We start from the raw sequence: 26,355 nt of genomic DNA, 5'->3' as shown, positions 1-26,355 counted from the left end.
TAATATTTAATAATTTAATATACTTACAGTGATTTAGAACCCATCTTATTCAATAATTTATTTATTTTTCAATTCCTTACTCAATCCTCCCCATAAAAATCCTCTTCCCACTTTCCCTCTCACTCTCCAAAAACAGTTCAGGCAAACCCAACTCACGTTGAATTTTTAAAATCATTTCATGCAAAGGCTGAGGATTGTTATTGGTACAAATATAAGACTTTTCAGGATGTTCCACGTGAAGTAAATGCGCTAAGAAACTCGCAAGATCATCAATATGAATCCGATTTGACCAATGAATATTGGGATAACTTTTTGTAGTTTCAGCAAGCTTCACCATTCTCGCTGTAGACGTACCATAAATCCCTGTCGGACGTACAATCACACATTGCTCAGGATAAGCCTGTTGCCACAATTGTTCCATTTTCAAAAGCAATTTCCCCTGCCCATCACTCGGAACTATTGGCGAATCATCATTAATCATTTCACCATGATTCTCACCATAAATACGAGTCGATGACACCACAATGATTCGCTTTACAGGATGATTTTTTAAAGCACGGACAATGGGCTGAACTGAATCAACATAGGTCTGTTGATAGGCTTCTACAGAACTTAAAGTGCTATTTCGAGATGGGGCAAGAAGTACATAAACGGCATCGACAGGTTTGATCAGTGATAGATCAAGTTGCTGAATATCCTGAATCAAATGCTCAGCAAAATCATTCTCTTTCGGACTACGACTCACTGTGGTAATTTGGTGATCCTGTTGAAATAATTGTTCAGCAACACGCTGCGATGTTTTACCATAACCGATAAATAGAATATGCATCAAACGACCTATTTAAATCTATACATTTAAGCTGTTAGTTAATTTTATACAAAATACCTATAGCATACTTGGCTCATAGATCAAATGTGGATACGCGATAACGTCATCCGCAACTGTTTGAGGCAGGACTTCTTTTAATAGATAATGTTTTTGCGAATTACTTGTTTTAGTGATGGTAGTTAACGAGTTTTGCGGATGACAATGGTTTTGGGTACTTTTGCCAAAACAAAAGTACCTCGAGCCGAAGGCTAATCCCTTAATCAAAACCTTAGTTGTAAGACTCCATCGAAAAGAATTGATTAGCACATAAATGATTATTCAATATTAATATTCGTTACGAACCTAAGTTGAGGGGACATGGCTGCCGTCCATCAATTGCAAGGGGTTGGCAATGCCGCCGCTGCTTTACTTGAAAAACTGAATATATTCACCACAGACGACCTATTGTTTCATCTGCCCCGTGACTATGAAGATCGTAGCACGATCATTGCCATGAACCAATTACAGGTTGGTCGAAGCTATCTCATGGAAGGCGTGGTCAAATCCATTGACATGCCACCTGGAAAACGCAAGTCGATGGCGATTCTATTGCAAGATGATTACGGCAAAGTCACCTTACGTTTTTATCATATTTATAAAGCATTGATGGATCGTGCCAAAGCAGGCAACCGTTTAAGAATCTTTGGTGAAGTCCGTGTCGGCGCACGTGGTTTAGAGCTATATCACCCTGAAATACAGCTCATTACCGAACATACGCCTTTACCGCAAACTGAATTGACCGCGATTTACCCTGCAACCGATGGTTTAACTCAGCCAAAACTACGTGAATACGTCAAACAGGCACTGAATCATCATGCTGATGACCTGCCTGAATTTTTACCTGAAAAATTCACCAATGGTTATGTACTCAAACAGGCACTTGAATATATTCATCATCCGCCAGTGGATGCCAATATGTTGCAACTATCGCAAGGTTCGCATCCTGCACAGCAACGCTTAATTTTTGAAGAATTGGTGGCGCACCAGATCAGTTTATTGACTCGTCGAGCTTATATTCAGCAAATCGCAGCACCGTCATTTTCCTACAGTAAAAGCTTTGCCAAACAACTTCTGGCAAGTCTACCTTTTGAAATGACAAATGCACAAAAACGTGTATCAAATGAAATTGCCAAAGACTTAAAACAGAACAAACCCATGTTACGCCTTGTACAAGGTGATGTGGGTGCAGGGAAAACTTTGGTTGCAGGTGTTGCTGCCTGTCATGCTTTGGAAGAAGGTTGGCAAGTCGCACTGATGGCACCAACTGAGATTTTAGCGGAACAGCATTATCTGAACTTTAAAAAATGGTTTGAACCTTTGGGTTTAAATGTGTCTTGGCTTTCAGGTAAGCAAAAAGGTAAAGCTCGAACCGCAGCAGAACAAACAATTAAAGATGGCACTGCGAATGTCATCGTGGGAACCCATGCGCTTTTTCAGGACAATGTCGAATTTGCCAAACTCGGTTTAGTGATCATTGATGAGCAACATCGTTTTGGGGTAGATCAGCGTTTAGCATTGCGTAATAAAGGTGTGGACAATACCACTCCACATCAACTGGTCATGACAGCAACACCCATTCCACGTACTTTAGCCATGTCTGCTTATGGTGACCTAGATACTTCGGTGATTGATGAACTACCGCCTGGACGTACACCGATTCAAACCGTGACCATTCCCTTAGATCGCCGTGAAGAAGTTTTACAGCGCATTGCCAAAAACTGTGCTGAGGGTAAACAAGCCTATTGGGTCTGCACCCTCGTTGAGCAATCAGAAACATTAGATGCACAAGCAGCCGAAGCCACTTATGCAGAAATTAAAGATCGCTTTCCTGAACTGAATATTGGACTTGTGCATGGCAAAATGAAAGCTGATGAAAAACAGTCGGTCATGCAACAGTTTAAAGACAATGAATTACAACTATTGATTGCAACCACCGTGATTGAGGTTGGTGTCGATGTACCGAATGCCTCTATTATGGTGATTGAAAATGCGGAGCGTTTAGGACTTTCACAACTGCATCAATTACGTGGACGTGTTGGACGTGGTGCAACAGCAAGTTTCTGCGCCCTACTTTATAAAAATCCGCTATCGCAAAATGGTCAGGAACGTTTACGCATCATGCGTGAAACCAACGATGGTTTTATCATTGCCGAAAAAGATCTGGAAATACGTGGTCCTGGTGAATTGCTCGGAACGAAGCAAACGGGAGATATGGGTTTTCGTGTCGCGAAACTGGAACGGGATGATCACCTACTCAACCAAGCACACCATGTCGCACAGCAAGTTTTAAAAGACTATCCTGAAAATGCTGAAGCACTACTGAAACGATGGTTACCTGAAGCACCGAGATATGCGTATGTGTGATTTAACAAACAGAACTTAATATTAGAAACCTCGAGTAATTTTGCTATCACGTAAGGCGACATGGATGTCGCCGTTGAGCAAGGGTGACAGGAGTCCCCTTTGCTCAACAAAGGATTTTTGTAACTTTTGATCCTTCAAAAGTTAGGCATCGCCTACACAAATACATTGCAACTTTTATCTAAAATATGTGGCTGTGCTAATTCATTATGAATCAACACACCTCCAATTCAAAAATAGATTTATAAGTCAAGTATGGTTATTATTAGAATGATCAAATCATAAAAAAATCAGAATAAAAAATGCTCTCATTCATCAATCAACTACTCCACAAAAGCGTACAGAGCATCTCCCCTTGCCTACTCTGTGGCATCGACCGCCAACAACAACATTTCCTTTGCAATGACTGTTGGGAACAACTCCCTTGGTACAAACAACACATCGCACGCCATGAACACAGCATACTTTGCGCACATCACTACGATTTTCCGATTGATCGAATTATCCAAACCTACAAATACGAACAACAACTACAATACCAAAACCTACTCGCACACAGCTTACTCAATTTAAGAACTCCCAAAGTTCACGCCATTGTCCCCATGCCCATTTCCACAGAGCGACTCAAAGAACGTGGCTATAACCAAATGCTGATCATTGCCAACCTCATAGCAAGAGAACTGAAAATCCCTGTATGGCAACCCGTGATTCGAGCAGCACAGCATTCACAAAAAGGCTTAAGCCGAATCGAGCGACTGGAAAATATCGAAGATCAATTTCAGATCATAACTACAGAAAAGCGTAAGTATAAAAAAATACTGATCATTGATGATGTAGTCACAACAGGAAGTTCGATTCATGCGCTGAGCCAAGCTTTAGAGAAACTCGGCTGTCAGCAGATTTATAGTGCATGCATTGCAGCAGGAGGAATTAAACAATCATCTCAACTTGAAGAATCAGAAATCGATGCACAAGAAAATAATTAAGCTAGATTTGCCTTACACCATGGAATCACAACTTCTTTGGTTAATGGTGCAAGTAAAGTCTGCTGATCATCCAAATCAATCCATTTCATCTCAGCAATTTCTGCATCAATTTTGGGTGCTTGATCGAGATTGACCTGATAAACATAGCTAATCAACTGATGCCCTGCTTCATTGGCAGCCCTTGTTTCAAAACGTCCAACAAATTGCTCAATTTCAGCCTGTGCACTAATCTCTTCCGCAATTTCACGAATCATGGTCTGCTCAGGTGCTTCATTTGGCTCAAGCTTTCCACCGACTTGCATAAAGAACTGCGTATTCTTCTTACGTACGAGTAGTAATTGATTGTGTTGATTGAGAATAATGGCAGCAGCAACAGTAATGACATTCATAAGATGTATAAAAAATTAAAACACAATATATTGTGATATTAATTCAAAAAATATTCAATATATTGTGTTTAAGCATTATTTATATTTTTTCATTAAGCCAATTTATCCAGAATTTCACGCTCTTGTGCACCCCATTTAGGCTCAGGCGCTACAAAACGTTCTAACTGTTCTAAAATAACCTCGATTGAATCAGATTGAATTAAAGTATTGGTAAAGCGACTTTTGGTGAATCCTTTATCTGTACTTAGCTGGATAAATTTAAATAGGTCATCATAAAAACCCTCTACATTTAAAAATGCGCAAGGCTTTAAGTGAATGCCCAATTGCGCCCAAGTCCATTGTTCAAAAATCTCTTCCCAAGTTCCAGGACCACCAGGCAAAGCGATAAAACCATCTGCCAGCTCAGACATTTTGGTTTTACGTTCATGCATATCTTTCACTGTATACAGCTCAGTGAGGTGAGGATGGGCCAATTCAGCATCCACCAAGTTTTGTGGAATAATACCGATGACCTTACCACCTTTTGCCAACGCACTGTCAGCAACCAGTCCCATTAGCCCAGAACGACCACCACCATAAACCAATGTTTTCCCTTGCTTGGCGATAGTTTCACCAGTCAGTTTCGCTATATCAGCAAAGATCTGATCAGTACCTAATGATGAACCACAAAAAATAGCAATAGAATTCATAAATTTAACCTAAGTTTAATTTAACCATGTTACAAATAAAGACAAGCGATCAAGATTTTTTTTACAAAAGAGCGATGTAATCAGTGTTTTTCCTAAAATCCTTGTCTAAAATACACACATCAAATTGACACTACACTGCGCAAGGGAGAAAAGACACTATGCTTGAAGCCTTTTACGCCACTGAGCGCGGTAGCTTAGAAGATGCAACCATTAACGGAGGATTTGATCTACACCCTGAATTGGTGTGGGTTGACCTTATTGCGCCTTCATCAGAAGAACAAGAATGGGTTTTAGAAGCCTATGAGCAAAACTTACCGACGCTAAAATCCTTAGAAGACATTTCTTCATCAGCTCGATTCTACCGTGATGATGACGGTATTCTACACATCAGTACCTATTTTTTAACAAAAAATAAAAATTACCAAGTTGAAGGTGATCCTGAAGACACCTCAAATATGCTTGCCAATGTGCAAACAGTAGCGTTCATTCTTCATAAAGATCGGTTATTTACCCTACGTGGGGAAAAGCTCGTTGCATTTCGTGCGTTCCGTGCACGCGCACGTCGCAATGATTATGAAATCGATTATAAAGACCCTACGTGGATCCTTTTGGGCTTACTTGAAGCAAAGTTAGATGAGCTTGCGGATATCTTGGAAGATATCCACAGAGACTTAGAGTCTTACTCAACTGAAGTCCTCAACGTACGTCATCGTGAACAAATCTTAGATTTGGATGACATGATTACCCGTTTAGCACAGAAAGAAGACATGCTCGGTAAAGCACAACTGTGTTTGATCGATTTACGCCGTGTACTGACCTTTTTATCACGTCCACGTGCTTTAGGTAGTCACATCTATGACGCGGATATCCGAGAGCTCAGTGAAGACGTACGATCACTGGTAGAACATGATGCATTCTTATTCCAAAAAGTGCGATTCTTACTCGATACCACTTCTGGATTCATTAACACTGAACAGAACGATACGATTCGTCGATTCTCCATACTTCCAAGTATGCTTGCGCCACCGATGCTCATTGCCAGTATTTATGGGATGAACACGGAGGTTTTACCTTTTGCACATGGCACGACCAGTTTTTATGTCGTCATTACAATTCTAGTTGCATTCTTCGTTGGACCACTGATTTACTTCAGATGGAAAAAATGGATTTGAGCAAGCTTTGAAGCACAGCGCAAGAAACGCACCTTATTTATTAAACATCAATTTAAATCCAATAAAAAAGCACCTTTCGGTGCTTTTTTATTTTTACAGTCAGATTAAATTTAAATCATCTTGTAAATGACAGGCTTGAATGATCTTCATCATTTTTTCAGGCACTGCTTTAAACTGTAAGCCTTGCAAATTAGGAGTCTGTCTCAACCATTGGACAAATACCGACAATGCCAAAGTGCTTCCATGTTCAAGCTGAGATAAGTTTACTGTAAGCGGAAAATTCTTTTCACTTTGAATTATCTTCAAACCACTCAAATAATAGTTCTCAGCATTTTCGTAAGCAATTTTACCACTGACATATAGTTCTTGATTTTTAAACTCAATCACTCGCGTATACCTATCTCAATTATGGGCTTATTTTTTTACAGCTGCATCTGCATCTGGCTCAAACGTTGCAATCGCTTTATCAAGGTTACCGCCATTACGTTTTACGTTCGCAGCAAACTGATTACGGAATTGTAAACCAAGATCAATACCAGACACATTCAAATTACGAACTTTCCACTGGCTACCCGCATCAGACAATTGGAATGACACAGGGATTTTTTCACCTTTGTTATTAAAATCAATTGTCACGACAGGAAATTTGCTCGTAGTCGCTTTATAAGGGCGCATGGTATAGCTTTGGTTTGAATACTTCGCAAATGCACTACCATAATTTTCAATTAAAGTATTACGGAAGTTTTGTTCAAACTGAGCACGTTGCGCAGGTGTACTACTGTTTGCATAAGTACCCATCACAATACGCGTGAATGCTTGACCATCAACATAAGGATCAAGGTTTTGACGTACAATGGATTTCACTAATGCTGGATTGCTTTGTAATTTTGTATGATCTGCTTTCAAACGCGTAATTAAGCCATCAGCAACACGTTTAACAAAAGCTGGCGGAGCTTCAGCAGGTGCAGCTTGAGCAGCAGTTGCAACCATAGTAGCCAAAATACTAGCTGTAAAAGTTTGTTTTAAAAGCATATTCATTTCAAATAACTCCTCTAATGCTTATTCAACGAATGACGTTTGCGCATCAGTTGTTTCAGTAGATGCAGAATGATCTTGTTCAGATGTATCTGCTTTATCCGATGATTTCCCTGCACCACCCGTGATAAATTTGCTAATCAGATCTTCCAGATCCATAGTACCCTGCGTATTGGCAACACTTTCACCACGTTTGATGTAAGTCAATCCACCACCTGGTACAACTTTGAGGTATTTCTCACCCAACAAACCATTTGTCGCAACCATAATATAAGCATCTTCATCAATATTGGTGATGGAGCTCATGTTACTTAACAGTTGCTTTTCCATTTCTTTTTGTTTCTCAGGTGTTGCCGCTTGATAGTCTGCGCTATAACGCAAATCGCCAATAAGATTTTCTTTCACTTTCTCAAGCTGTTTCGCATTAAAAGAAGTCAACGAGCCATCCAATGAGAAATTCACAGTCGCTTGACGTGTTACTGGGTCAAGTGTGATCGAGTCAACCTGTCCTATCTTCACACCGCTCATGGTCACTTTTGCACGAGGCTTCAAACCATTGACATTGTCAAATGTTGCGGACATTTCATAACTGTCTTTTAAATTTGTACCAACTAAACCACTGACTTTCATAGCCAAGAAAAATAGCGCAATACCGAAGATGATGACAAAAACACCTACGGCCAACTCACTTGTACGTGATTTCATTAAACACCTCCGAACATGACCGCAGTCAACACGAAATCAAAACCTAAAACACATAAAGACGAATACACAACAGTACGTGTCGTAGATGTTGCAATACCCTCAGACGTTGGCTCACAGGCATAGCCTTGATACACCGCAATCCAAGTACAAATTAAAGCGAATACCAAACTTTTGATGATGGTACCGTTGAATACATCTTTCATAAATTGGGTACTACTGAGAATACCACTCCAGTAAGACCCTTCATCTGCACCGAGAAAATCGACACCGACCATTTTACCGCCCATGATACCAATCGCAGCAAAGATCACAGACAACATCGGTAAGCTTACAATGCCTGCCCATAAACGTGGCGAAATCACACGTTTTAAAGGATCCACACCGATCATTTCCATACTAGACAATTGCTCAGTGGCTTTCATTAAGCCAATTTCTGCAGTTAATGCAGAACCTGCACGACCTGCAAACAGTAAGCCCGCAACAACTGGAGCAAGCTCACGTAATAAGGTTAACGATACCGCCGCACCCAACATTGCCTCGCTGCCTAAAGTGACGAGAATGTTATACATCTGCAAGCCGAGTACCGCACCAATGAACAAGCCCGATACGGCAATGATCAAGAACGACAGTACGCCGACTCGATACATTTGATAAATAAAAAGTTTTACACCTAACCATGTGGGCATTGAAAATAAAATGCGCAACAACATCAGTGTTGCAACACCAATACCCTCTACACGTTCTAGAACGCGTCGACCTAATAAGGCAATTGCATTCATGAACCGACCTCATTACTTAAATAGGCTTGATGACTAAATTGATAATCCACAGGCCCTTCAATTGAACCCGTTAAAAACTGTTGTACAAACGGAGAAGCATGTTGTTTTAATTCTTCTGGTGTGCCCTCACCTTGTACTTTGCCTTCTGCAACGACATAAATATAATCAGCAATTGATAATGTTTCATCAACATCATGCGACACAATAATCGTCGTTAAATCTAGGGCTTCACGTAATGAGCGAATCAACCGCGTTAAAACCCCCATCACAATCGGGTCTTGCCCTGCAAAAGGTTCGTCATACATGATCAAATCTGGATCAAGTGCAATCGCACGGGCCAAAGCCACGCGACGATTCATCCCACCTGAAAGTTCAGCAGGCATCAGTTTTTCAGCACCACGTAAACCTACTGATTCCAACTTCAGCGCCACTAATTCTGCAATTAAATTTTCTGGCAGTTTAGTATGTGCTCGAATTGGGAAAGCCACATTTTCATAGACTGTCATGTCTGTAAATAATGCACCACTTTGAAATAACATACCCATACGCGCACGCGCGGCAAAAAGCTCACCACGTGACATTGACGCAATATTCTTTCCATCAAGGAGCACTTCACCCGAATCTGGCGTCAATTGACCGCCAATCAAGCGCAGTAAAGTGGTTTTACCTGTACCCGATGGCCCCATGATTGCGGTAATTTGTCCACGACGAATCTGTAAACTGACATTATCGTAGATAACGCGTTCACCTCGGTTAAAGCTCAGATTTTTGACTTCTATTAAAGCTTCAGCTTCGGCATAACTTTGCTTATTCATAGCCGAACATTTTCCTGCATTTATCAGCACACATACTATACTCTGAAATGGCTATTATTTTGTAATTAAAAGATAATGGGAGGGATCAAATCTACTTATTCTGATCTATTTTTAGGTCATTTAGCGTGTTTTTCTTTTTATTTAGATTATAAAAAATAAGTTAGATAGGAAATCAAAAAATCTCTCAAGCTAAAATAAGGCTATAAATAAGATAGCAAAGATTCGATACCAATAAAGTAGAAAAAATATATAGCATCACGATTCCAAAAATATTGTTAGTGCTTGCCAAATTCAACATGCTATAAACCACATTTAACGATTATTTAAAAAAAATTGAACTAATTCACAATTATTCTAGCAAATATTTTCTATGTTGCAATAAAAAACCAGCCCTAAGGCTGGTTTTTTTAAACTTTATCCGATTAGTCGTTAAATTTACGACGTGGACGATCTGAACCAAACTCACGTTTTGGACGATCATCACCAAAAGTACGTTTTGGACGATCTTCGCTAAATTCACGACGTGGACGATCGTTGTTGAATTCGCGACGTGGACGGTCTGAATTAAACTCGCGACGTGGACGATCTTCACCACCGAATGAACGTTTCGGACGATCGTTGAAGTTACCTTCGCGACGTGGTTTATAGTCTACGCTGTTACCACGGTTGTCATCATTTGAGTTAAAACGCGGCTTATCATTAAAACCACCTTCACGACGTGGGCGATCAGAGTTGAACTCACGACGTGGACGATCTTCGAAACCACCTTCACGGCGTGGGCGATCATTGTTGAACTCACGGCGTGGACGATCTTCAAAACCACCTTCACGACGTGGACGGTCATTATTAAATTCGCGACGTGGACGATCTTCACCAAACGTACGTTTTGGACGATCATCGCCATAAGATGGGCGATCACCACGTGGTTTATCATCGAAGCTACGACGTGGACGATCATCACCGCCTTCACGACGTTTGAAGTTTGATTCACCTTCAAAACGACGACCACCACCGAAACCGCCACGACCCCCATCACGACGACCACCACCGTTACGACCACGACCATCACGGCTACCGCGTGCAGGAGGTGGAGATGGCTCTAAACCTTCGATTTCAGAAACACTTAAGCGCGCTTCTAAGTAATCTTCTAAAGCACGGATTTTACCGCGTTCACGGTAAGTTGCTAAAGTGATTGCTTTACCAGTACGACCCGCACGACCTGTACGACCAATACGGTGTACATAATCTTCATTCTTCATTGGAAGACCGAAGTTGATCACGTGAGAAATTGTTGGTACGTCAAGACCACGAGCCGCTACATCTGTAGCAACTAGGATTTTTGCACGACCTTCACGAATACTGCGTAAACGACGGTTACGTACAGTTTGTGGCATTGCACCGTGAAGTGCTACAACTGAAAGACCTGCTTCAGAAAGTTCTTCTGCAAGCATATCTGTGTCTTCTTGAGTTGAAGCGAAAACAACTGCTTGATCAACATCTTCTTCATTTAACCAATGGGTAAGCAATTTTTTCTTATGCTCAAAGCCATCAGTCCAATGTAAAGTTTGGGTGATGTCAGTATTGGTAGAGTGACCTGTTTCAATTGCAATACGTTCTGGATCATTCATCATGCGTTCAGCAAGGTTAATGATACGTGGTGCAAATGTTGCAGAGAACATCAATGTTTGTTTACGGTTTAACGCTAAATCGCTGATAGCTTCTAAGTCTTCAGAGAAACCTAGATCAAGCATACGGTCAGCTTCATCAACAATTAAAGCATCAACTTTATCAAGTTTGATTTGACGACGGTTTACAAGATCAAGTAAACGACCTGGAGTCGCAACAACGACTTGCGCGCCTTTTAATTGTTGGATTTGTTTACCGAAAGGCATACCACCCATAATTGCAGCAACACGTACACCTTTCATGTGACGTACAAATGCAATCGCGTCTTGACACACTTGTTGTGCAAGTTCACGAGTAGGTGAAATTACCAAGATATTTGGTTGTGTAACTGCTTTCATACGTTCTTTAAACGGTACAAAAGTTTCTTGACCAGCTAAAGCGTTTAACGTAGGAAGTAAGAATGCAGCAGTTTTCCCTGAACCAGTTTGGCTTGATACTAAAAGGTCTTTACCTTCTAAAGCCGCAGGGATAGATTGTTCTTGAACAGGAGTAGGCGTAGTAAAGCCAAGAGATTCAAGTGCTTTCTGTAAAGACTCGTCTAAAGAAAAATCAGCAAAAGTTTTGCTCATAGAGATATTCACCCGAATGTGGGTGCTCCATTAAATATATATGGTCTGATGGACATCGGCAAAAAGCGGCACAGCAATAATCGCTGAAAATATAGAATCAGCGGCGATCCGAGAACGACGATGCGTATAACGCACATTTGATTACAGCCGCAACCTGAAGGAATCGCTTTAGCGATTGGGTGGGGCGCGATATAATGTCCTCTCTTGGGACCGGACGCGCATACACAATATAGAAGGAATGTTCAGGTAATGAACGAAATTTAGTGCGTGCGCGGAGTATAGCAGAATTTAAAATAATGTCACGAAGTTTTATTGTTTTTTCCTGTGAGTGAGAGTTTAGTCATCATTAAGGATTAAATGAAAAATAGAATCAAGTAAACTTTCTTTAATAATATCCTCTACAGCTAAAGCCAAGCTCTCAACAGTAAAGTCTTTCAAAATAATTGCATTGGTTTGCCAATGATATGAGCCAAACGCACTTTCTCCAGTCTGCTTATCCTTTTCCATTAAATATTGAATATTTTCAGTAGTTGTCGCACTTCCCAAATATGTCTTTCCATCAGTTTTAATCCAAAAATCTATGTTTTGATGGGTAATATCTTCATTGGGTATTTGATGATGTGTTACTAGGCTAAATTTTTCGTTTTTATAAATTGCTTTCAATACATTTCCTTCTACTAATATTTTGATCTCAACTAAGTTCCACCATTGATACGATAAACTCTGTATTTTGCTTGTTCTGCCAATATATCTATTTCTGAATGAGTAAGTTCTTGTATCAATTGGATAGCTTCTGAAGTTCCTATAGCCTGTAAAGCCCAAAGGCATTTTTTTATAATAACCGCCATAATCATCATAGGATAAATATTCCAATTGTGGCTTGAGTTCAATTGCGCTTTTCAAATAAGGAATTGTAAAAGGATCAGCCCTTTCCTGCAGAGTTCTAATTATATCTTCATGCTCAATATGATCCAACTGTAATAACTTCTCACAACTCTTGAGTAGATACAACTTTTTCAACTTTCTCAGGATAATGACCTCGATAATTTTTCAAATTAGTCATTGAAATCTCATGCTGTGTAGGCAAATGAAATGCTTCCCTTATTCGTTTCAACCAATTCATTAAAATCTGCCTTTTCTTTTTATGATTACCAATATCGCATAAAAAAGCCCTCATAACATGAAGGCTTTTCAAAACTCAATCTACACAAATAATTAAAAATTATTTCGCAGCTTCACCCCAAGCAGGAACAACTTGTTGCATCAATGGTTTTAACATTTTCATAGAACATGCGATCACTTGACCATTTTCCATAGAATCTGAACCACCACGTGCATCAACGACAGTACCGCCCGCTTCTTTCACGATCAACTCGCCTGCTGCGATATCCCAAGGTTTCAAACCAAGTTCAAAATAACCATCTAAACGACCTGCAGCAACATAAGCCAAATCCAATGCAGCAGAACCTGCACGGCGATATTGCGCACCCGCTTCAGTAACATTCAATAATGAATCAAAATGGTTTTTCGCATAAGAAACCACTTCACCATTACGGATTTTACGGAATGCATGACCAACACCCATGAAAGTATTTTCAAGGCTGTCTTTAACATTTACACGGATACGGCGTTGGTTCAACATTGCACCACGACCACGGCTCGCAGAGAACAACTCATCTTTCACAGGGTCATAAATAACACCGTGTTGAGTAATGCCTTTGTGTTGAACAGCGATAGATACGCAGAAATGAGGGAAACCGTTAATGAAGTTTAAAGTACCATCTAAAGGATCAATCACCCAACACCAATCAGCGTCGTGACCTTTACCTTCTTGCAGACCAAACTCTTCACCAAGGAAGCTGTGATTTTTATAACTTTTACGAAGCGTATCAATAGTTAACTGCTCAATGTAGCGATCTACACGTGTTACAGGACCATCAATACCTTTTTCTTCGACTTGTAGATCGAGTTTATGACGATTTTGATGCGCTTTTAAAAGCTCTTGACCAACTAATTGAGCCGCACGCGCAGCCATCACCACCATAGGTTCCATTGAACACCCACTACAAATTTGAAGATACTGATAAAGAATAATGCATAAAAGCCCCGACATTTTAGCAAATATCGAGGCTTTTAGGGGAAATTTGTTGCTAAATTTTAGTGCGACTCATTTTTAATGAATATTTACATCAATTTAGCACATAGATTTAAATATGCTGAACCAACTTTGTCCAAGCTTGTTCAATTGAATTTTGAATGCCTTTTACATCCAAACCACAATCTTGCAACATTTCAGTATGACTGGCTTGTGGTAAGAATTCATCAGGCAAACCAAGATTTAACATTGGCTTGAGAATTTGCGCTTGTGCCATAAATTCATTCACAGCACTGCCCGCACCCGCCATCACTGCATGTTCTTCTACTGTCACGAATAAACTGGTTTTGTCTGCCAAATCGCGAATGATTTGCTCATCCAATGGCTTCACAAAACGCATATTGACCACACGTACAGCAAGATCAAGTTTACTCGCAAGTTGTTTTGCCGCTTCAACAGCAACGCTGACACGACTACCAAATGCAAGAATGCTAATACATTCATCATGCTCAAGATTAAACTCAGCAACGATTTCAGCTTTACCCATTTCAAGAGTGGTCAACTGTTGTTGAATTTCTACGCCTAAACCATTACCACGTGGATAACGCACCGCCGTTGGACCTTGATGCAAATAAGCAGTGTGCAACATTTGACGACATTCACTTTCGTCTTTTGGTGCCATGATCACCATATTCGGTACAGTACGCATAAATGCATAATCGTATGCACCTGCATGGGTTGGACCATCTTCACCAACCAAACCCGCACGATCAATTGCAAAGGTCACATCAAGGTTTTGCAAAGCAACATCATGAATTAGTTGATCATAGCCACGTTGTAAGAAAGTCGAATAGATCGCAACGACAGGTTTTAAACCTTCACATGCCATGCCTGCGGCAAGTGTTACTGCGTGCTGTTCTGCAATCGCTACATCGAAGTAACGTTCAGGGAATTGTTGTGCAAACTTAACCATTCCCGAGCCTTCACACATCGCTGGGGTAATGGCGAGTAATTTATCATCTTGCGCAGCTTCATCACATAACCATTGCCCAAACACGTCAGAATACTTTGGTGCTGGATTTTTTGAAGATGTTGCGTTTAATTTGCTGATCGCATGATATTTAATTTGATCTGCTTCCGCAGGCGCAAAACCTTTACCTTTCACCGTATAAATGTGAATCAGGCGTGGACCTTTACGTTTTTTTAAGGCATTGAATACTTGTGCCAATTGCTCGACATCATGCCCATCAAATGGACCGAAATAATCAAAACCAATCGCTTTAAATAGATTATCGGCAGCATCAGTTGCAGATTCATGCAAACGAGAGGTGTAATCCCATTCAGGACAATCTTGCACAAAAGCTTGACCTTGCGCATCAATATTAACGAACTGCCCTTGCTCCCAAATTGAAGCCAGATGCTTGGCAAAGCCACCTGTGCTTTGCGAAATTGACATATCATTGTCATTCAATACAACCATCATGTCCGCATTGTGAGCAACCGCGTCATTCATCGCTTCAAATGCCATACCTGCGGTCATCGCCCCATCACCAACGATGGCAACCACTTCACGCGGAGATTTTTGATAACGACTGGCTAAAGCCATGCCCAAGCCTGCTGAAATTGCAGTCGATGAATGCCCCACACCAAAGGTATCAAATACAGATTCTTCACGTGCAGGAAAAGCCGCCAAACCATTTTTAGCACGAATCGTCCGAAGCTGTTCACGGCGACCTGTTAAAGCTTTGTGTGGATAAGCCTGATGACCAACATCCCAAACCAAACGGTCTTCTGGCGTATTAAAACAATAATGCAATGCAACAGTGAGTTCGATAACGCCAAGATTAGCGCCAAAATGCCCACCACTTTGTCCGGCAGCATACAAAATAAATTGACGCAATTCGTCTGCGACCTGTGGCAATTGGCTTTGCTCAAGTTGACGTAATTGTTGAGGATGATCAATCGCATCCAACAAAGGCGTTACAGGACGTTGACTAGGTATTTCGGTATACAACATATGTGGCAAAGCCTTCTAAAGCCTGGCAAATCTAAGCTAGGTACACGGGTTAGCATGATCGTGAGACTGAATCATATCACATTCGATCAGCCACATTTATAATGATGCGTCATTGGATGGTTTCCAAATTCGCAAGCGTGTTCGTAGCGTCAATTATCCTGAATAATCTATCTATATATCAACTATTATTGCGTGCTTTGCACAAAAAAGAAATTTTTTATCCCAGACTTCACAATAAAATCACAATACACGATTCTACTAAAGTCCAAGCATTGCGTTATACTTTAACCAATTGCTCAACAAAAATGGAATATTCTGTGCCAATAGCGTTTGTTGCCACTTCTAAATTACCAACTGCTTATGGTGATTTTAAAATTTCTGTATTTCAAGATCCTAAAACTGGCGAAGAGCATGTTGCGCTTTCTAAAGGTTTGGACACTGCGCCCACTGAGCCTGTTCTTGTTCGTATTCATTCAGAATGTTTAACTGGCGATGCTTTTGGTTCTTTAAAATGTGACTGTGGTCCACAGCTACACAACACCATGAAAATGATGAATGATGCAGGGCAAGGTGTAATTTTATATTTGCGTCAGGAAGGTCGTGGTATTGGTTTGACCAATAAAATCCGTGCTTATGCATTGCAAGATCAAGGGCATGATACGGTTGATGCGAATTTGTTATTGAATCTGCCTGCTGATGCACGTACGTATGATATGTGTAGCATCATGCTGGATCATTTACAGGTCAAACAAGTTAAGTTAATTACCAATAATCCTTTGAAGTTAAAGGCTTTGACCGATTTAGGGATTGATGTGGTTGAACGTGTCGGCTTAACCGTGGGTTTAAATAAATTCAATGAAGATTATTTAAAAACCAAACATGATCGCATGTCACACATGTATGAAAAAGATGATTTTTAAATTTTATTGAAAAATTAAAAATTAAAACTGTCTAGTAATTATTGCTATCGCGATTGGCGACATGGATGTCGCCGTTGGGTCGGGGTTCAGGACGAACCCCTGACCCAACAAAGGATTTTTGTCACTTTTGATCCTTCAAAAGTGAGGTATCGCCTACACAAATTAATTTAAATTTTGCAAGATAACTGGGGCTATGCAAACTTATAAATAATATTTTTATACAACAATTTAAGCACTTTTAAATTTATTAAGTTTTATTTGGATAACCAGCTTCAGCTAATAAATCAAATCGTCATCGAGAAAATTTGTGTTTCAGGCTTACGACGCTTCAAAAGCAAATCAAACGCCATACAAATATTTCGTACAAAAGGCTTACCCTGCTCAGTAATCACAATCCGATCCTGTTCAATCTGCAACAAACCATCATGTTGCATTTCTGCAAGCTGAACAATCACCTGTTCACGCTCAGGAAAATCCATGGTTGAATCCACCCAAGACGTTTCAAACGTACACATCAGATTCAAAATGTGCTGACGGATTTTTAAATCCTCAATGCTTAACACATGCCCTTTCACCACAGGAATTTCATTGCGCTCAAGACATTCATAATACACATCAATATTCTTTTCATTCTGCGCAAAGCTGTACCAACTGTCACTGATCGAAGATACGCCCAAACCAATCATCACTTGCGTTTTAGACGAGGTATAACCCATAAAATTACGATGTAATGTTCCTGCTTGGAAAGACTGATACATACCATCATTTGCCAAAGCAAAATGATCCATACCAATTTCATGATAACCATGCGCTAAAAGCTTCTTTTTACCTTCTTCATATAAAGTGCGTTTAACATCATCTTTGGGCACATCATGATCTTTAAAACCACGCTGACCATTACCCTTAATCCAAGGCACATGTGCATAACTATAAAATGCCAAACGATCGGGTGTTAAACCGTTGGTTAAATCAATCGTATTCAGCACATCTTCCAAATTTTGAAATGGCAAACCAAAAACCAAATCATGCGAAATAGATTCATAGCCAATTTCACGTGCCCATTGCGTTACCCGCTCAACATTTTCATAAGGTTGAATACGGTGAATGGCTTTTTGCACATTTTCGTTATAATCCTGAACCCCGTAACTGACACGGCGAAAACCCAAGTCATACAAAGCTTGTAAATGCTCTTTTGTCGTATTATTCGGATGCCCTTCAAAGCTAAACTCATGCCCTTCTGCAATTGTCGCCCTGGCTAGAATCCCTTGAATCAATTGTTGTAAATGTTCAACTGAAAAGAAAGTTGGCGTTCCACCACCCAAATGAATTTCTTTAATATTGGGTTTATCGCCTAATAATTGACAATACAATTCCCATTCTTTTAAAACGGCTTGAATATACGGCTGTTCTACTTCATGACGTTTAGTAACTTTTTTATGGCAACCACAAAAAGTACATAAGCTTTCACAAAATGGTAGATGAATATATAAGCTAATACCTTCTATTGTATTCGATTCATCAAATGAGCGTTTAAGTGTTTGCTTCCATGCCTCAAGTGAAAATGTTGTTTCATCCCAATACGGCACAGTGGGATAACTGGTATAACGTGGACCTGCAACATTATATTTTTGAATCAGAGAACAACTCATATTCACGCTCAATTAACCATTCAAGAAATTACGAAGCTTCATGCGCATTGTGCGGAGCTTGTAAATAGATTTCAACCTAGTAGAAAAGTCGGAATTACACTTGAATACTCAGATATTTTCCTTTTAAACCATTTTATGTTTTGATGTAGCTAGCCCTTTCATTTTTCCTTTTGAGGATGTCATGCAGAATCCGACTTCAAATGATATACAACGTGTCCGCGACTATCTCACTGACTTACAAACACGGATCTGTTCAGCCTTAGAACAACAAGAAAAATTTGGTGGCGGCACAGCGACATTTGAAATTGATGATTGGCAACGTCCTGAAGGTGGCGGTGGTCGCTCACGAGTTTTACAAAATGGCACAGTGATTGAAAAAGGTGGTGTGATGTTCTCACACATCAATATTTCCAAGCTGCCTGCTTCTGCTACAGAGCGTCACCCACAAATTGCAGGCGCTAAAGCCCACGCCATGGGCGTTTCATTGGTCATTCATCCGAACAATCCAAATGTACCCACTTCACATGCCAATGTCCGTTTATTCGTTGCTGAAAAAGAAGGACAAGAACCGATTTGGTGGTTTGGTGGTGGTTTTGACCTCACCCCATTTTATCCCAATGATGAAGATGTATTGTCATGGCATCAAACAGCACATGATCTTTGTGCACCCTTTGGTGAAGATGTTTATACCAAACACAAACAATGGTGCGATGATTATTTCTATTTAAAACATCGTGATGAACAACGTGGTATTGGTGGATTATTCTTTGATGACCTGAACCAATGGGATTTTGAAAAATGCTTTGAATATATTCAAGCAGTGGGTAATGGCTACTTAGAAGCCATCCTACCGATTTTCCAACGCAATCAAAATAAATCTTATACCGAAGCGCAACGTGACTTCCAACTCTACCGTCGTGGTCGCTATGTAGAATACAATTTGGTCTATGACCGTGGTACTTTATTCGGTCTACAAACAGGTGGTCGAATTGAATCAATCTTAGTCAGTATGCCACCACTTGCAGGATGGTCATATCGTCCTGAATGGGATGAAAATAGTGCTGAAAAACGCTTAACTGACTATTATCTCAAACCTAAAGATTGGTTAAATATTCTGTAAAAATGACAGAATAATCGCTTAAACATGAGCCCTAAATTATACTTAGGGCTTTTGTTCTTGCTCTTTACTCAAATAACAAATCTTTACCTTCATTTAAAATTTATTCACCAACCTAAAAAATTCAGAAAGTCAATGTACATAGCTTGTGACATTTAAATTTAAATTAACTATCCCTTTCCAAATGAATTCACGTAAACTGATTGTAGTAATCAGCATTAGAGATTTTAATTCCACTATTGATCCAATGCCATTCTCAACATCAAGGAAGTTATTCATGCTCTATAAAAAAACAAATCCCACCATGATTATGTTTGGGACATTACTGATTGCCTTGTGTTCAGCAATTAGCACCACGATCTTTTCTGAAAGTGCATTCAATGATCATTTTGGTTTTGGCTTAATGGCAGTAGCAATCATTGGACTTTGCATCAACATCTCATATATGTTTATTAATATGATCTTTAGGATTTGTAACCCTTAACTATCAGTACCGACAATAATTAAACCCATAATAATTAAAATAATCATTCTAGCGCTATGCTTTAGTCCAAATCTTTTTTGTCGTATATTGTTGCCACATTTAAAATTGACAACTCAATACTTGGACATTTGACATGAGTAAACAATTCGCAGTCATTGGCAACCCAATCGAACACTCTCGTTCACCTGAATTACACCATGCATTTGCAGAGAAAACAGGTATTGATTTGCATTATTCAAAACGCCTTGCACCTTTGGACGGTTTTGAAGCCAGTGTAAATGTTTTTTTTACGCAAAATGGTGTTGGTATGAATGTCACTGTTCCGTTTAAAGAGCAAGCTTTTGCGCTCTGCGGACAACTCACCGAACGTGCCAAAATTGCTAAAGCTGTGAATACTTTATGGATGGAAAATGGCGTATTGCATGGTGACAACACCGATGGTCAAGGTTTAGTCGATGCGATCAAAGCCCTCGATTGGAATATTAAAAATAGCCAAATTTTGATTATTGGCGCTGGTGGTGCGACCCGTGGCGTGGTTTATCCGCTGGTCAAGGCAGGTGCAAAAAAGATTGTTATTGCCAATCGTACCCTTGCACGTGCAGAACAATTGATTGCTGATTTAAAAGATGCAGTACCTGAAGCAGAACTTTCTGCGTTTGGTTTAAATGCGTTAAATGGTCAATTTGATATTGTGATCAATGCAACATCTGCAAGTCTGAGTGGTGATGCGTTGATTCTTCCTGAAAATTTAAGCTTTGATCATGCTTATGAAATGGCTTATGGCAAACCGTCTAGCTTTTTAGATCAAGCCAAAGCACGTGGTGTACCGACGTCAGAAGGTTTTGGCATGCTAGTCGGTCAAGCGATTGAAGCTTTTGCAATTTGGAATGGTGTCCGTCCGAATTTAAAAGACTTTTTATAAGTTTTGAATGAATAAAAAGAACCTCAGATGAGGTTCTTTTCTTTTGAAAATACGGAATCACTCAACCTATTATTTCAACTTTGCATCGCTCACAACTTGATAGGTTTTTTTATACAAATCATAATCAATAAATTCTGCTGCGTTTTCATCCAAACCAGCAACCACAGTATTATTAAATTGATTGTTTTTAAACGCTGTATAAGACTTTGCTAAAATCTGTGCAGTTTTATTCAACTTAGTTCGCTGATCTTTTTCGACTGTATTTTCAAGTCCAAACTGCTGCATATAATATTGTGCGAACACAGCTTCCGCTGTTTTATACTTTTTCGCTAAATTCAGAATTTCCGCAGTACTTTTTTGGCTAGTCATCGCTTGGGTAATGATACCATCAATGGCATTGCCCAGCTCATCGTCATATTGTTCATCTTCTTCTAAATGATGTTTCGTCTTCAGCACTTCAATCTGTTTCAGCGCCTGACCTGATGGGTTATAGACCTCTTCATCTGAATAAGAATATGCATAAATTGCTGCTATTTCTTGTAAATCTTTTGCAGAATATTGTTTAATTAAAATAGGTTTTTCCGCAGTCAATTTAGCAATAAAGACTGCTTTATAGGCTTTTTCATAAGAATTGGTTTGCGTATACACTTGCGCGGCTAATTGTTGCAAATGCTCATCTAAACTCAGATTTTTTTGATCTGAATTTTTGTCTGAAGTAGATAAATCTCCTGCAAAACCACCGACTGCCTTTTCCATAAAGCTGCCTTTAAACACTTCTTTAAATGGCTTTGCTTCTTTTAAAGTCTGTTGATCAATAGCTGTTGCTTTTCCATAATTGGAAATTTGCATATCCATTTTGATCTTCAATTGTCGGTCATATTTACCAAAATCCATCTCCATATCATAATCGGCTTTCACAACGCGACCTTGAGCGTCTAGAGACAAGTCAACAATCATCGGATTTCGTTGATTTTTAGGTGGTAAACTAGCATCAATTTCGCTTTGATGCTGATCCCACAATTGCTTAAATTGTGCAGCATCAACCAGTTGATCCTGCGCTAAAGCTGTAAACTTCTGGGTCAATGCAGTACGATTTTGTTTTTGTTGAGTATTCTCTACCAACAACTCACCTTGATCTGCTGGATCACTTAATACATCAATTTCATGTTGAGCCTGACAATATTCAACATCGCCAAAACGTACATTCGATTTTGCTTTTGCCAAATCTTCACACTGCTGTTCTGTCAAAAGTTGCGTTGTATTTTCAGAATCATCCGTAGCTTCTGTTTCTTCATCAACAGTCTCACGCTCATTATCCGTGTGATTTTGCGTAACTAAATCGTCTTCGCCCTCTTCTTCAAGTTCACTATGCGCCGTGCGATTAATCGCTTCATATAACTGATACATGGCACTTGTTGCATCAATTTCAGTATGTTCTGTTGCTTCGCTCGTAGATTTTGAGTCTTCTGCCTCATCAACATTTTTCGCCAGATTCGATGAGTTAAAACCTAGTACCGAAGTCATAAAATATTGACGATTCACCGATGTATATAAGTTGCCTTGTAAAAATAATTCTTCAAGACTGGTCTTTAAGCGAATTTTTTCAACAATCCCAGATTGTTTCTCTACAGCATTCAGCGACATCGTTTCAAGTTGATCAGGTGAAGCCAATAGATACGTTGTTGCGCCAGATTGCTTTAAAAACTCAAGTAAAGCTTTAGCGTTTACTCTCTCAATATCATCTTTATATTTTGAAAAATCTAAATAAGCATATTTATCCTGATCTTGAGGATTTGCCAAATAAGGCATTAAAGAAAAAATATGCGTATAAAAACGCTGGTTATTCAGATCAATAATGGTTGGAATCCGCATTTCAACAGACAAATTTGGTTTCTTATATTTTGTATCCAAATTAAATGAGGCAATTTTCTGACGATAATTCACAGATCCATCATATTGAATTTGCAGATCATTTAAAATGCTCTGCATATAATCTGCACCTTTGCCAAAGAAATCTCGGAAGCTTGGATTATTTTGCGATACAATTGCATGATAAAGATCTTTTCTTTGTGCCTCGGTGATCATTATTTTTTGTTCTTTTAAATATTGATTGACCTTTTGTTCAACGACTTTATCTAACTTTTTCACCTCATTTTTTGAGGCTTTGTTCTCTTTTTGTTCAGATGCAAATTGAACTTTAACTTGCCCTCGATAATCAAAACTTGGATATTCATACAACGCATTAAAGCCTTGAATAGCACGTTGACTTGTACTTTTATTATCATTTAAATTATTGTTTTTTATCACATGACTTGAACAAGCTGATAAACTTAGTCCCATGAGACATAATGTAATTTTTTTTAAATGCATTTTAATCCACCCAATATAGTCGATATTTTTATATCAATAAAAGTATAAAAACATAATAAAAGACAATCCTTTCTAGGCTATCAAAAATTAAACAATTTCGCATGTGCAGAATCTCTCAAATTCGCATTTCTGACATTTTTTTTAGCCAGACTTATCAATGCAATTCTCATATGGTTATGAATAATGAAACTATAGATTTTAAATCCACAACTATTTCTAAATTAGGATTAAACACATGCCAGCATATAAAGCCCCACTCCGTGACATTCGCTTTTTAATGAATGAAGTATTTGATTACCCTGCTCACTATAAAACTCTCTCTATTGGCGAAAATGCCGATGCAGATACGGTTGATATGATTTTAGAAGGTGCTGCAGATTTTTGTGAAAATGTACTTTCTCCTTTGAACCAATCAGGTGATGAAGAAGGTTGTCATTTTAAAGATGGCGAAGTAACAACGCCTAAAGGTTTCAAAGAAGCTTATAACCAATTTATCCAAGGCGGTTGGCAAGGTTTGTCTTACCCTGAAGAGTTTGGTGGTCAAGGCTTACCAATGTCACTCAACCTTGTAAAATCAGAAATGATGGGTTCTGCAAACTGGTCATTTACCATGTACCCAGGTTTGAGCATGGGTTGTATGAACACGATTCTACAATTTGGTACAGAAGAACAAAAAAATCTGTATATGCCACCACTTACTGCGGGTACTTGGTCAGGTACGATGTGTTTAACTGAGCCTCAGTGTGGTACTGACTTAGGTCAAGTTAAAACCAAAGCAGAACCTAAAGCAGATGGTACTTATGCCATCACAGGTACAAAAATCTTCATCTCTGCGGGTGAACATGATTTAACTGAAAATATCGTACATATCGTACTTGCGCGTCTTCCAGATGCACCAGCAGGTACTAAAGGCATTTCACTGTTCATCGTACCTAAGTTCATTCCAAATGCAGATGGCAGCGTAGGTGAGCGTAACCCTGTGACTTGTGGTTCGATCGAACACAAAATGGGTATCCGTGCTTCTGCAACTGCTGTATTGAACTTTGATGAAGCGACTGGTTATTTGATCGGTGAAATCAACAAAGGTTTACATGCAATGTTTACCTTCATGAACACTGCTCGTATTGGTACTGCGGTACAAGGTCTTGCACATGCGGAGTTGTCATTCCAAGGTGCCTTACCTTATGCCAAAGATCGTATGTCGATGCGTGCACTTTCAGGTAAGAAAGATCCTGAACGTGTGGCAGATGCGATTATTCACCATGCTGACGTACGTCGTATGTTATTGACACAAAAAGCCTTTGCTGAAGGTGGTCGTTCGATGATTTATCATGCGGCTCAGCTTGCAGATAAAATGGCGGATGCACTTGCACAAGGCGACCAAGCGAAGTTTGATGAATATGATGACAAACTTGGTTTCTATACGCCGATTTTGAAAGGTTTCTTGACTGAAATGGGTCTTGAGTCTGCAAACTTAGGTATGCAAGTCTTTGGTGGTCATGGTTATATCAAAGAACACGGCATGGAACAGATTGCACGTGATGCACGTATCTCAACATTGTATGAAGGGACAACGGGTATTCAAGCACTCGACTTAATTGGTCGTAAAGTTCTTCTCTCTTCTAAAGGTAAAGTGGTTCGTGAATACACTGCTGAAATCTTAAAATTCTGTGGTCAACATGCACGTAATAAATACATGCGTCGTTTTGCATGGGACTTAACTAAAGTATGTGCACAGTGGAATGCTTTAACTGTTCGTATCATGCTTGCTGCACGTAAAGACCGTGACATCGTGTCTTCTGCATCTGTAGACTTCTTGATGTTCTCTGGTTATTCAATGATGGCGTTCTATTGGGCACAACAAGCAGCAGTAGCTTCTGAAAAATTGGCTTCAGGTACAGGTTCAGAAACCCCAGAATTCTATAAAGCCAAAATCAAAGTTGCTGATTTCTACTTTGACCAATTGTTGCCACGTGCACAAGGTCATGCAGAATCTATGGTGAATCCATCTAAAACCACGATGGCGCTTGAAGCAGAACATTTTAGCTTTGACTACTAAGTTTTTAATTTAAATATTTAAGCTTAGAAAATAAAAGACCGCTACGGCGGTCTTTTTGTTATGAAAGCTCAAAAAATTCTCAACACAAAATGTTAATCAAATTACATTTTTAAATAAAATATGATAAATATTTTGCATTTTAAATTATTATATATTACTTTATCACAAAATAGATTATTCATTTCCTTGAAAAAAAATCCAAAACGAAATGATCAACAGGAATTATTAAATGAAAACTCAACTATTATTAATCATTGCAGGTATTGCACTTTCGGCATGTGCCAATGTAGGAAACTTAGGGCATATTTCAAACCCATCAAAAACTGCACTCAATATTATTCCAGACCATAAACTTGATTTGATTGCAGATCGTGCAAATGGGCTGAAAACTTTAACGCCGATCAATGATGAAAAAGTGATAGTAAGCTATAAACAAAACCATAAAACTACAGCAGTTTGTCAGAAATTTTCTTTTGCTACTTCAGAAGCATCTACCGATCCAGCAGCAAGAACAACAACACTTACATTACTGAATGGTGAACGTGTTCTCTATCGTGATCTTTGCTTTGTTCAGAAGTCTAATCCAGACAATAGCAACTATTTAACAATGCCTATTCTGAACCAAGAGCCTTCACAAGAAAAAGCTCAAGCTCAGTAAAATCCTATTT

The 26,355-nt window shown here is 39.3% G+C and carries 23 protein-coding genes; 9 read left to right on the top strand and 14 right to left on the bottom strand.

What is annotated here, in order from left to right; all coding sequences use genetic code 11:
• Positions 1-76: 76 nt before the first annotated feature.
• The gene (locus tag EXE09_RS14635; protein ID WP_130117763.1) at positions 77-829 is read right to left on the bottom strand and encodes an NAD(P)H-binding protein; all 753 of its coding nucleotides are present in this window, start codon (positions 827-829) and stop codon (positions 77-79) included.
• Positions 830-1,186: 357 nt separating this feature from the next.
• On the opposite strand from EXE09_RS14635, the gene recG reads away from it, so the two are divergent.
• Positions 1,187-3,232, top strand: coding sequence for an ATP-dependent DNA helicase RecG (gene recG, locus EXE09_RS14630; protein ID WP_130117762.1), 2,046 nt, complete (start codon positions 1,187-1,189; stop codon positions 3,230-3,232).
• 299 nt (positions 3,233-3,531) lie between these two features.
• Positions 3,532-4,215 (top strand): ComF family protein, encoded by a 684-nt coding sequence (locus tag EXE09_RS14625; protein ID WP_130117761.1) that lies wholly within the window; start codon positions 3,532-3,534, stop codon positions 4,213-4,215.
• Here the strand turns inward: EXE09_RS14625 and EXE09_RS14620 are convergent.
• A complete protein-coding gene (locus EXE09_RS14620; RefSeq protein ID WP_130117760.1) occupies positions 4,212-4,604 on the bottom strand; it encodes an NUDIX hydrolase in 393 nt (130 codons plus the stop codon). The genes EXE09_RS14625 and EXE09_RS14620 overlap by 4 nt on opposite strands.
• Before the next feature lie 92 nt (positions 4,605-4,696).
• The gene (locus tag EXE09_RS14615; protein ID WP_130117759.1) at positions 4,697-5,293 is read right to left on the bottom strand and encodes a TIGR00730 family Rossman fold protein; all 597 of its coding nucleotides are present in this window, start codon (positions 5,291-5,293) and stop codon (positions 4,697-4,699) included.
• 158 nt (positions 5,294-5,451) lie between these two features.
• On the opposite strand from EXE09_RS14615, the gene EXE09_RS14610 reads away from it, so the two are divergent.
• Entirely contained in the window at positions 5,452-6,465 is a 1,014-nt protein-coding gene (locus tag EXE09_RS14610) for a magnesium and cobalt transport protein CorA (protein ID WP_068975216.1), read from the top strand.
• A 99-nt stretch (positions 6,466-6,564) separates the two neighbouring features.
• On the opposite strand, the gene EXE09_RS14605 is transcribed toward EXE09_RS14610, so the two are convergent.
• The 9 genes from EXE09_RS14605 to dxs form a co-directional block, all read right to left on the bottom strand.
• Complete coding sequence (locus EXE09_RS14605) at positions 6,565-6,852, bottom strand: toluene tolerance protein (protein ID WP_130114061.1); 288 nt, start codon at positions 6,850-6,852, stop codon at positions 6,565-6,567.
• A 27-nt stretch (positions 6,853-6,879) separates the two neighbouring features.
• Positions 6,880-7,503 (bottom strand): MlaC/ttg2D family ABC transporter substrate-binding protein, encoded by a 624-nt coding sequence (locus EXE09_RS14600; protein WP_087553101.1) that lies wholly within the window; start codon positions 7,501-7,503, stop codon positions 6,880-6,882.
• A gap of 21 nt (positions 7,504-7,524) precedes the next feature.
• Positions 7,525-8,205, bottom strand: a complete 681-nt coding sequence (locus EXE09_RS14595; RefSeq protein ID WP_068975213.1) for an outer membrane lipid asymmetry maintenance protein MlaD — start codon at positions 8,203-8,205, stop codon at positions 7,525-7,527.
• Positions 8,205-8,984, bottom strand: a complete 780-nt coding sequence (gene mlaE, locus EXE09_RS14590) for a lipid asymmetry maintenance ABC transporter permease subunit MlaE (protein WP_068975212.1) — start codon at positions 8,982-8,984, stop codon at positions 8,205-8,207. Before mlaE ends, EXE09_RS14595 begins: the two co-directional genes overlap by 1 nt.
• Positions 8,981-9,799, bottom strand: a complete 819-nt coding sequence (locus EXE09_RS14585; protein WP_068975211.1) for an ABC transporter ATP-binding protein — start codon at positions 9,797-9,799, stop codon at positions 8,981-8,983. Before EXE09_RS14585 ends, mlaE begins: the two co-directional genes overlap by 4 nt.
• Before the next feature lie 422 nt (positions 9,800-10,221).
• Positions 10,222-12,054, bottom strand: a complete 1,833-nt coding sequence (locus tag EXE09_RS14580; RefSeq protein WP_130117758.1) for a DEAD/DEAH box helicase — start codon at positions 12,052-12,054, stop codon at positions 10,222-10,224.
• Between the two features lie 336 nt (positions 12,055-12,390).
• The gene (locus tag EXE09_RS19185; protein WP_323052798.1) at positions 12,391-13,029 is read right to left on the bottom strand and encodes a hypothetical protein; all 639 of its coding nucleotides are present in this window, start codon (positions 13,027-13,029) and stop codon (positions 12,391-12,393) included.
• Positions 13,030-13,276: 247 nt separating this feature from the next.
• The gene (locus EXE09_RS14570) at positions 13,277-14,107 is read right to left on the bottom strand and encodes an inositol monophosphatase family protein (RefSeq protein ID WP_065994065.1); all 831 of its coding nucleotides are present in this window, start codon (positions 14,105-14,107) and stop codon (positions 13,277-13,279) included.
• Positions 14,108-14,261: 154 nt separating this feature from the next.
• Entirely contained in the window at positions 14,262-16,166 is a 1,905-nt protein-coding gene (gene dxs, locus EXE09_RS14565; protein WP_130117757.1) for a 1-deoxy-D-xylulose-5-phosphate synthase, read from the bottom strand.
• Between the two features lie 317 nt (positions 16,167-16,483).
• On the opposite strand from dxs, the gene ribA reads away from it, so the two are divergent.
• A complete protein-coding gene (ribA, locus tag EXE09_RS14560; RefSeq protein ID WP_087553156.1) occupies positions 16,484-17,086 on the top strand; it encodes a GTP cyclohydrolase II in 603 nt (200 codons plus the stop codon).
• 284 nt (positions 17,087-17,370) lie between these two features.
• Here ribA and hemN read toward each other — a convergent pair whose 3' ends face one another.
• Positions 17,371-18,735 carry an oxygen-independent coproporphyrinogen III oxidase gene (gene hemN, locus EXE09_RS14555; protein ID WP_130117756.1) on the bottom strand — a complete coding sequence of 455 codons (1,365 nt, stop codon included), beginning with the start codon at positions 18,733-18,735 and terminating at the stop codon, positions 17,371-17,373.
• A gap of 181 nt (positions 18,736-18,916) precedes the next feature.
• Between hemN and hemF the strand changes: the two genes are divergently transcribed.
• The 3 genes from hemF (at position 18,917) to aroE (ending at position 21,258) form a co-directional block, all read left to right on the top strand.
• Positions 18,917-19,855: an oxygen-dependent coproporphyrinogen oxidase gene (hemF, locus tag EXE09_RS14550; RefSeq protein ID WP_130117755.1), complete on the top strand. Its 939-nt coding sequence runs from the start codon at positions 18,917-18,919 to the stop codon at positions 19,853-19,855.
• Positions 19,856-20,129: 274 nt separating this feature from the next.
• Complete coding sequence (locus EXE09_RS14545) at positions 20,130-20,336, top strand: hypothetical protein (protein ID WP_068975205.1); 207 nt, start codon at positions 20,130-20,132, stop codon at positions 20,334-20,336.
• A 133-nt stretch (positions 20,337-20,469) separates the two neighbouring features.
• Positions 20,470-21,258 carry a shikimate dehydrogenase gene (aroE, locus tag EXE09_RS14540; RefSeq protein WP_130117754.1) on the top strand — a complete coding sequence of 263 codons (789 nt, stop codon included), beginning with the start codon at positions 20,470-20,472 and terminating at the stop codon, positions 21,256-21,258.
• 69 nt (positions 21,259-21,327) lie between these two features.
• Here the strand turns inward: aroE and EXE09_RS14535 are convergent, their stop codons facing one another.
• The gene (locus tag EXE09_RS14535; protein WP_130117753.1) at positions 21,328-23,628 is read right to left on the bottom strand and encodes a hypothetical protein; all 2,301 of its coding nucleotides are present in this window, start codon (positions 23,626-23,628) and stop codon (positions 21,328-21,330) included.
• Between the two features lie 235 nt (positions 23,629-23,863).
• Between EXE09_RS14535 and EXE09_RS14530 the strand changes: the two genes are divergently transcribed.
• Both EXE09_RS14530 and EXE09_RS14525 read left to right on the top strand, forming a co-directional pair.
• Entirely contained in the window at positions 23,864-25,687 is a 1,824-nt protein-coding gene (locus EXE09_RS14530; protein WP_130117752.1) for an acyl-CoA dehydrogenase C-terminal domain-containing protein, read from the top strand.
• 229 nt (positions 25,688-25,916) lie between these two features.
• On the top strand, positions 25,917-26,345 hold the full coding sequence (locus EXE09_RS14525; RefSeq protein ID WP_130117751.1) for a hypothetical protein: 429 nt from the start codon (positions 25,917-25,919) through the stop codon (positions 26,343-26,345).
• The last annotated feature ends 10 nt before the right edge of the window (positions 26,346-26,355 follow it).

The organism is Acinetobacter sp. WCHAc060025, from assembly GCF_004209355.1.
In the GTDB taxonomy this organism is placed as follows: domain Bacteria; phylum Pseudomonadota; class Gammaproteobacteria; order Pseudomonadales; family Moraxellaceae; genus Acinetobacter; species Acinetobacter wuhouensis.
Note: the sequence above shows the minus strand (reverse complement) of the source record. Positions and strands in the feature narration are given on the sequence as shown.